The sequence below is a fragment of the Bradyrhizobium sp. AC87j1 genome (genome assembly GCF_002936975.1).
Lineage (GTDB): Bacteria > Pseudomonadota > Alphaproteobacteria > Rhizobiales > Xanthobacteraceae > Bradyrhizobium > Bradyrhizobium shewense.
On sequence record NZ_PTFE01000009.1, the window covers coordinates 128,038 to 135,136 of the forward strand.

Below are 7,099 nucleotides of genomic sequence, written 5' to 3' on the forward strand. Positions count from 1 at the left end.
CGTGATTCAACCAGCAGAGTCCCGCGATGAGCGACATCCAGGCCCAGTTCTCCGTTCTCAAGCAGACCGCCGACACGAAGGTGGTCGATGCGATTGCGCGTCTGATCGAGGACGGCGACGATCACGAGCTCAACCGCGTCAATGTCCTCGACTTCGCCACGCAGCATGCCGTTGACGAAGAGCACGCGATCTCGGCGTTCCTGCACGCAGCACGGCTCGGGCTGTTCGATCTCGGCTGGAACGTGCTGTGTCCAGGCTGCGGCGGCGTGCTCGGCGCGCACACGACGTTGAAGGCGCTCAAGCCCGACGACTATCACTGCGCGCTCTGTGCTTGCGGCTACAAGGCCTCCGTCGACGACCAGGTCGAGGTCTCCTTCACCGTGAATCCGCGCGTCCGGCGCATCGCGGCGCACGACCCCGACACGCTGCCGGTGTGGGAGTATTTCAAGCAGGTGTTCTGGAGCTCCGGCGTCGACTTCAACAAGGAATCGTTTGCGACGCTGGCGAACGAGGTGACGCTGGATACGATGGAGCTGCCGGCCGGCGAGAAGGCGACCATGTCACTGCAGCTGCCTGCTGACTTCGTCATCATCTTCGAGCCGGTCACGCACGCCGCCCATTTCATCGACGTCCAGGGCGAACCGACCAAGGACCGTCAGCAGCTCGCCATCATGTACAACAAGGTGCAGGCTCCGACGGGGACCACGACCATGCGGCCGGGTCCGCTGCGGCTGTCGCTCGAGAACCAGGCCGGCGTGCGCGTGCTGCCGTCGGTGTTCATCGCGGCCGAGGCACTCCATCATCTCATCGGTAAGCGCAAGCCGTTCCTCACTGCCAAGCGGATGCTGTCGAACCAGACCTTTCGCGATGTCTTCAAGGCGGACAATCTCAGTCTGGACCAGCGGCTCCAGATCACGTCCCTCACCTTCCTGTTCACCGATCTGAAGGGCTCGACGGCGCTTTACGAGCGCGTCGGCGACCTTGCCGCCTTCGATCTGGTGCGCGCGCATTTCCATGCGCTGCTCGAGATCATCTCCTCCGAGAAGGGCGCCGTTGTGAAGACGATCGGCGATGCCGTGATGGCGACCTTCGTCCGCCCCGAGCATGCCATCGTCGCGGGCCTGCGGATGCGTGCGGCGATGGACCAGCTCAACAAGCGGCGCGGCACTGATGATCTCATCGTCAAGATCGGCATCCATGAAGGTCCCTGCCTCGCGGTGATGCTCAACGAGCGGCAGGATTATTTTGGCCAAACGGTCAACATCGCCGCCCGCGTGCAGAGCCTGTCGACCGCGCAGGAAATCCACATCACCGGCCCGGTGCTCGATGCGCCCGCGGTTGCGGAGGTGCTGGAGCAGCGCGCGATCAAGCCGATCCAGAAACAGGCAGCGCTGCGCGGCATCGCCGACAAGATGGTGGTGTACGAGATTCCGTGAGAGATCATTCGTCATTCCGGGTTCGATGCTGGCGCATCGCCCCGGAATGACGGTATCCATATTGCCGAAACGTAATGCAGCGCGCGGAACTGACGCACGTTGCGCCGGTTGAGTTTCCTGCTCATATAATGCTGGTAACGGCCGCGCCTCGCGGCTGTATCGATTTCGGTAGGATCTCATGCTCGACGGCTTGCGCCAATTCATCGCCGACATTGTCGCCCCCAATGACCAGAACCGCACGTTCGGTGACAGCGATTATCGGTTGGCGGCTACCGCGCTGCTGGTCCATGTGATCTCGCTCGACGGCCAGCCGAGCGCGGCCGAGCAGCGCAAGCTGCACAGCCTGATCGAAAGCCATTTTAAGCTCGATCGCGGCACTGCGGATCGTCTGATCGCGGACGCCACCCAGGTCGAGGGCGAGGCGGTGGACCTCTATCACTTCACCAGCGTCATCATGCGCTCGCTCGACGAAGAGGACCGCAAGCGCATCGTCCGGATGATGTGGGAGCTGGTCTATGCCGACGGCCAGGTCTCCGAATTCGAAGACAACGTCGTCTGGCGCGCCTCCGACCTGCTCGGGATCTCCCAGCGCGATCGGATCGACCTGAAGCATGCGGTGGCCGAGCGCGCCGGTGGTCAGGTGACGGACAGCGCCGTCGGCGGCTGATCCGCGCAAACCGGTGGATGGCCGGTTGTGCGGATCACATGACGAAACTTTAATGTAGCTGCCGGCCGTCCGGCTCCGGATTCGTCCGTAAAAACCCGGCTTTCCCGCTCCTCCTGTCGCCCGCTCAGGCGGCCATGCGGCCGACGCCGCTTGCCTGTCGCGCACGGCTTATGCTCTCGTTCCGTCATTGCGGGGCCAAAAACTTCAATTCAAGAGACTTCGATCGTGGCTGAGCGGGTAACGTTGATCACCGGTGCTTCGGCGGGCATAGGTGCGGAGCTGGCGCGCGTGTTCGCCGCCAATGGACATCGCCTCGCTTTGACAGCGCGGCGCGTGGATCGATTGGAGGCGCTCGCCGACGAGCTCATCGCCAAGGGCGGCAAGAAGCCGATCGTGATCGCCTGCGATCTCGAGGACCTCGACGCCGGCGAGACGATTGCGGCGGCGCTGGCTGCCGAAGGCGTCGAGCTCGATCACCTCGTCAACAATGCCGGCTTCGGCGTGTTCGGCGATGCCATCGAGCGCGATCGCGACGAGCAGATCGGGATTGTCGACGTCAACGTGCGGGCTCTGACCGATTTGTCGCTGCGCTTCGCCGATCAGCTCATCAGGAACAAGGGCGGTCTACTCAACGTCGGCTCGGTCGCGGGCTTCCTGCCCGGCCCCGGCATGGCCGTCTATTACGCATCCAAGGCCTACGTGATTTCCTTCACCGAAGCGCTGCGGGCCGAGCTCGCGCCGCGCGGCGTTCGGGTTACCGTGCTTTGCCCGGGTCCCGTGCCCACCGAATTCCAGGCGCGCGCCGGCGTCGGCTCCGGACATGATACGGCCCTGCTCAATGTCTCGGCCGCCGATGTCGCGCAGGAGGCCTATCGTGGCCTGATGGCCAACAAACGAGCAGTGCTGCCCGGTCTGGGCATCAAGATTGTGCCATTTGCGCTGCGCTTCTTCCCGCGGGGCTTCATCCTGGCCGCCACCAGCCGGTTCCAACGGCAGAGGCATTAAATCTCGAAGCTCCCGTATTGGCCCGGGGCTTGCTTCGGTTTCGTTGTGTGCGCGAACTCACACGAAATTAACGATCGCTTAGTTATGCTGGCGGTCTGAACCGATAGCATTCGCAGAGGCCATGTCGTTCCGGACGGACAGGTTTGGTGGCGCAGAGGTGGTGCCCTTCCCGAGAAGGACGCCAAGTGCCGTCGCCTCCGAAAGCCAACTGCCGGTTCTGATCATCCTGCACCAGGAATCCTCGACGCCGGGCCGGGTCGGCAATGCGCTGCGTGCGCTTGGCCATCGCCTCGACATCCGCCGTCCCCGCTTCGGCGATCCCCTGCCCGAGACGCTCGATCAGCATGCCGGCGCCGTGGTCTTCGGCGGTCCGATGAGCGCCAATGATTCCGACGCTTATATTCGCCGCGAGATCGACTGGATCGAAATTCCGCTCCGTGAGCAGCGGCCGTTCCTCGGCATCTGCCTCGGTGCCCAGATGCTGGCGATGCAGCTCGGCGCCCGCGTCGCGCCGCATGCCGATGCGCTGACCCAGATCGGTTATTACCCGATCCGCCCGACCGCTGCGGGCCACGCGCTCTGCCCGGCCTGGCCAGCCCAGGTCTATCACTGGCATCGCGAGGGATTCGAGCTGCCTGTCGGCGCAGAGCTGATTGCAGAAGGCGACGATTTTCCGGTGCAGGCGTTCCGCACCGGCAATGCCTTCGGCGTGCAGTTTCATCCTGACGTGACCTACGCGATGATGCATCGCTGGACCACGCGCGGCTATGACGGCTTCAGCGCGCCCGGTGCGCGGCAGCGACATCATCATTTCGCCGATCGTGCCGTATACGATGTCGCGGAGCGCGCCTGGCTCGACCATTTCATCGACGGCTGGCTGGCGCGCCGGCCGGTTCTGGCGCAAGCCGCCGAGTGATCCGCGCGTTCGCGCGAAGTCCTTGGCGCAGGTCCTTCACAGGTCCTTGGCGCAAGTCTCTGTCTCTTCCCTGGATATGCTAGGCTCGTTGCCAACGAGCGCGCGAACGCGCCGGCAAACAAAGGGAGAGCGTCATGGCCTACGAGCACATTCTCTATGAGGTGAGCGACAAGATCGCGACCATCACGCTCAACCGTCCCGATCGCATGAATGCGTGGACGCCGACCATGGAGCGCGACGTGCGCCATGCGATGGAGGCGTCAAGCGCCGATGACGATGTCCGCGTCATCATCCTCACTGGCGCCGGCCGCGCCTTCTGTGCCGGCGCCGACATGGATGCGCTGAAGGGGCTCGACCCCGATGACGTCCGGCGCGCGTCGAACCTGCCGCCGTTCGACATGAACCGGCGTCCGGACTGGCAGACGCGCTACGGTTTCTATCCGTCGATCAAGAAGCCTGTGATCGCCATGCTCAATGGCGCCACGGCCGGCATTGGGCTGGTGCACGCGCTCTATTGCGACCTGCGCTTTGCCGCCGACAACACCGTGTTCACGACGGCCTTCGCGCGGCGCGGCCTGATTGCCGAGCACGGCATCAGCTGGATGCTGCCGCGCATCGTCGGTCACGCCAACGCGATGGATCTGCTGCTCTCGGCGAGGCGCGTTTCAAGTGAGGAGGCGCTGCGGATCGGCCTCGTGAACCGGCTCTGCCCGCCTGACAAGCTTCGCGAGGAGACCTATGCCTATGCGCGCGATCTCGCCGATTTCGTCTCGCCGAGTGCGATGGCCGTGGTCAAGCGCCAGCTCTACGAGGTGCCGTTCCAGACGCTGGCCGAGGCAACCATTGAAGCCAATCGGGAGATGATGGTGGCGCTCGCCGGCAGCGATTTTCGGGAAGGCGTGGCGAGCTTCATGGAAAAGCGGCCGCCGAGGTTTACGGGGAGGTAGGGGGATTCGGAGAGAGCCCGGCTTCGCCCTTCAGGCTACGCCGCGGCAGCCTTCGCCACGAAAGGGCTTGCCGAGCCGAAGCTGGCGAAGCCAGCGAAGGCTGGTGGAGCCAGGCGGGATCGAACCGCCGACCTCGTCATTGCGAACGACGCGCTCTCCCAGCTGAGCTATGGCCCCTTTGCTGGCCGCTCTGGTAAATGCGGCCGACAACCGGGCGCCATTTAAGTCCCCGCCAAGGTCAAGTCAAGGACGGGTGCAAGGCGGTTTTAGCCATTCGGGGCGCCGACTTCCCTTGTTTGGGCGGGGGGGAACCGATATCTAGCAAAAGGCGTCAATCCCGACCGCAGCCAACGTTTTCAAAGCCAGAGGCTTCAAAAGCCATGCGTGCCGTTCTCGACATCGTCATCATCGTGCTCGACCTCTACGTCTGGCTGCTGATCGCCTCCGCGATCCTGTCCTGGCTGATCGCCTTCAACGTCGTGAACACGCGCAACCAGTTCGTGTCGGCGGTGGCAGAGTTCCTTTACCGGATCACCGAGCCGGTGCTGGCACCGATTCGCAACTTCCTGCCCAGTCTCGGCGGTCTCGACATCTCGCCGATCATCCTGATCCTGCTCATCATGTTCATCGAGCGGGTGATCCTGTACTACATCTACCCGAACGTGATCTGAGCGGGCTGGAGCCCTTGGTTGCGAACGAAGCTTTTAAGGAACCCTGGCGTTACTCGGCCGCAGGCATCAGCATCGCGCTGCGGGTGACGCCGCGCGGCGGTCGCGACGGCATCGACGGGATCGAGCAACTGGCCGACGGCCGCAGCGTGCTCAAGGTGCGGGTGCGCGCCATCGCCGATGGCGGCGAGGCCAACAAGGCCGTTTTGGTCCTGCTGGCGAAATCGCTGGGCGTCCCCAAGGCCGGCGTAAAGCTCCTGTCCGGAGCCACCTCGCGGCTGAAGCAGATCGCAGTCGACGGCGATCCCGCACGGCTCGGCGAAGCCCTGCGCCAGCTCGTCTCGGCCCAATCGAAAGACTGAGGGAACTGCCATGACCGCCAAGATTATCGATGGAAAAGTCATCGCCGCGGAACTTCGGGCCCGCGTCACTGAGGAGGTCGCCCGCGTCAAGCGTGAGCACAATCTGGTGCCGGGGCTGGCGGTCGTGCTGGTCGGCAGCGACCCCGCCAGCGAGGTTTATGTCCGCTCCAAGCACACCCAGACCCAGGCCGCCGGCATGGCCTCGTTCGAGCACAAGCTGCCGGCCGACGTCTCGCAGGCAGATCTCCTGGCGCTGGTCGCAAAGCTCAACCGCGATCCGGCCGTGCACGGCATTCTGGTGCAGCTGCCGCTGCCGAAGGGGCTGAACACCGAAGCCGTCGTCAACGCCATCGACCCCGCCAAGGACGTCGACGGACTGCATCCGAACAATGCCGGCCGGCTCGCCGGCGGTTTCGAGGCGCTGTCGCCCTGCACGCCGCTCGGCTGCATCATCCTGACCAAGAGCGTGCATGCCTCGCTGGAAGGCATGAACGCCATCGTCATCGGCCGCTCCAATCTCGTTGGCCGGCCGCTGGTGCAATTGCTGCTGAACGAGAACGCCACGGTGACGATCGCGCATTCGCGCTCGCGCGACCTGCCCGGGCTCGTGAAGCAGGCCGACCTCGTCTATGCCGCGGTCGGAAGACCTGAGATGGTGCGCGGCGACTGGCTCAAGCCGGGTGCGACCGTGATCGACGTTGGCATCAACCGGATCCCCAAAGTAGACGGCAAGACGCGCCTCGTCGGCGACGTCGCCTATCAGGAAGCGCTTGGGGTTGCCGGCGCGATCACGCCGGTGCCGGGCGGTGTCGGTCAGATGACCGTGGCGTGCCTGCTGGTCAACACGCTGCGCGCGGCCTGTGCGATCGCCGAGCTACCGAAGCCGGCGGTGTAGGTCAGGTTCTCGTGCCCCGGACGCAGCGCAGCGCTTCTTCAGCGGTGCGCTGCTGAGCCGGGGCCCAGTGGCGACATGGGTCCCTGTGTCTTGGAAGTCTGTCAGGATGGGGTTGGGCGGGAAGCCGTTGGGTCCTTGGCGCTTGACGCCGTGAGCCGGCTCGGTCTCCCGCCCGTTCCATTACCAACCTGAACAGTTGCACG

The 7,099-nt window shown here is 64.4% G+C and carries 8 protein-coding genes and 1 tRNA gene; 8 read left to right on the forward strand and 1 reads right to left on the reverse strand.

The features are described 5' to 3' along the window. Nucleotides 1–26: 26 nt before the first annotated feature. From CV770_RS08265 to CV770_RS08285, 5 genes are all read left to right on the forward strand, one after another. A complete protein-coding gene (locus CV770_RS08265; RefSeq protein WP_104461960.1) occupies nt 27–1,436 on the forward strand; it encodes an adenylate/guanylate cyclase domain-containing protein in 1,410 nt (469 codons plus the stop codon). Nucleotides 1,437–1,614: 178 nt separating this feature from the next. Beyond that, nucleotides 1,615–2,103 (forward strand): tellurite resistance TerB family protein, encoded by a 489-nt coding sequence (locus tag CV770_RS08270; protein ID WP_104461961.1) that lies wholly within the window; start codon nt 1,615–1,617, stop codon nt 2,101–2,103. A 225-nt stretch (nt 2,104–2,328) separates the two neighbouring features. Continuing rightward, nucleotides 2,329–3,108: an SDR family NAD(P)-dependent oxidoreductase gene (locus CV770_RS08275; RefSeq protein ID WP_091965099.1), complete on the forward strand. Its 780-nt coding sequence runs from the start codon at nt 2,329–2,331 to the stop codon at nt 3,106–3,108. A 121-nt stretch (nt 3,109–3,229) separates the two neighbouring features. Next, complete coding sequence (locus CV770_RS08280) at nt 3,230–4,024, forward strand: glutamine amidotransferase (protein ID WP_091965097.1); 795 nt, start codon at nt 3,230–3,232, stop codon at nt 4,022–4,024. Nucleotides 4,025–4,158: 134 nt separating this feature from the next. After that, nucleotides 4,159–4,971: an enoyl-CoA hydratase gene (locus CV770_RS08285; RefSeq protein ID WP_104461962.1), complete on the forward strand. Its 813-nt coding sequence runs from the start codon at nt 4,159–4,161 to the stop codon at nt 4,969–4,971. Between the two features lie 101 nt (nt 4,972–5,072). Here the strand turns inward: CV770_RS08285 and CV770_RS08290 are convergent. After that, nucleotides 5,073–5,148, reverse strand: a tRNA-Ala gene (locus tag CV770_RS08290). Nucleotides 5,149–5,351: 203 nt separating this feature from the next. Between CV770_RS08290 and CV770_RS08295 the strand changes: the two genes are divergently transcribed. From CV770_RS08295 to folD, 3 genes are read left to right on the forward strand one after another with little or no spacing between them, the layout of a single operon-like run. Further along, complete coding sequence (locus tag CV770_RS08295; protein ID WP_007598721.1) at nt 5,352–5,642, forward strand: YggT family protein; 291 nt, start codon at nt 5,352–5,354, stop codon at nt 5,640–5,642. Between the two features lie 14 nt (nt 5,643–5,656). Continuing rightward, a complete protein-coding gene (locus tag CV770_RS08300; protein WP_104461963.1) occupies nt 5,657–6,001 on the forward strand; it encodes a DUF167 domain-containing protein in 345 nt (114 codons plus the stop codon). A 10-nt stretch (nt 6,002–6,011) separates the two neighbouring features. Beyond that, the gene (gene folD, locus CV770_RS08305) at nt 6,012–6,896 is read left to right on the forward strand and encodes a bifunctional methylenetetrahydrofolate dehydrogenase/methenyltetrahydrofolate cyclohydrolase FolD (RefSeq protein ID WP_091965091.1); all 885 of its coding nucleotides are present in this window, start codon (nt 6,012–6,014) and stop codon (nt 6,894–6,896) included. The last annotated feature ends 203 nt before the right edge of the window (nt 6,897–7,099 follow it).

Bases quoted from the DNA above. Each gene is read 5' to 3' on its own strand.
- CV770_RS08280 (WP_091965097.1), top strand. From the start codon at position 3,230: ATGTCGTTCCGGACGGACAGGTTTGGTGGCGCAGAGGTGGTGCCCTTC.
- CV770_RS08270 (WP_104461961.1), top strand. From the start codon at position 1,615: ATGCTCGACGGCTTGCGCCAATTCATCGCCGACATTGTCGCCCCCAAT.
- folD (WP_091965091.1), top strand. From the start codon at position 6,012: ATGACCGCCAAGATTATCGATGGAAAAGTCATCGCCGCGGAACTTCGG.
- CV770_RS08265 (WP_104461960.1), top strand. From the start codon at position 27: ATGAGCGACATCCAGGCCCAGTTCTCCGTTCTCAAGCAGACCGCCGAC.
- CV770_RS08285 (WP_104461962.1), top strand. From the start codon at position 4,159: ATGGCCTACGAGCACATTCTCTATGAGGTGAGCGACAAGATCGCGACC.
- CV770_RS08295 (WP_007598721.1), top strand. From the start codon at position 5,352: ATGCGTGCCGTTCTCGACATCGTCATCATCGTGCTCGACCTCTACGTC.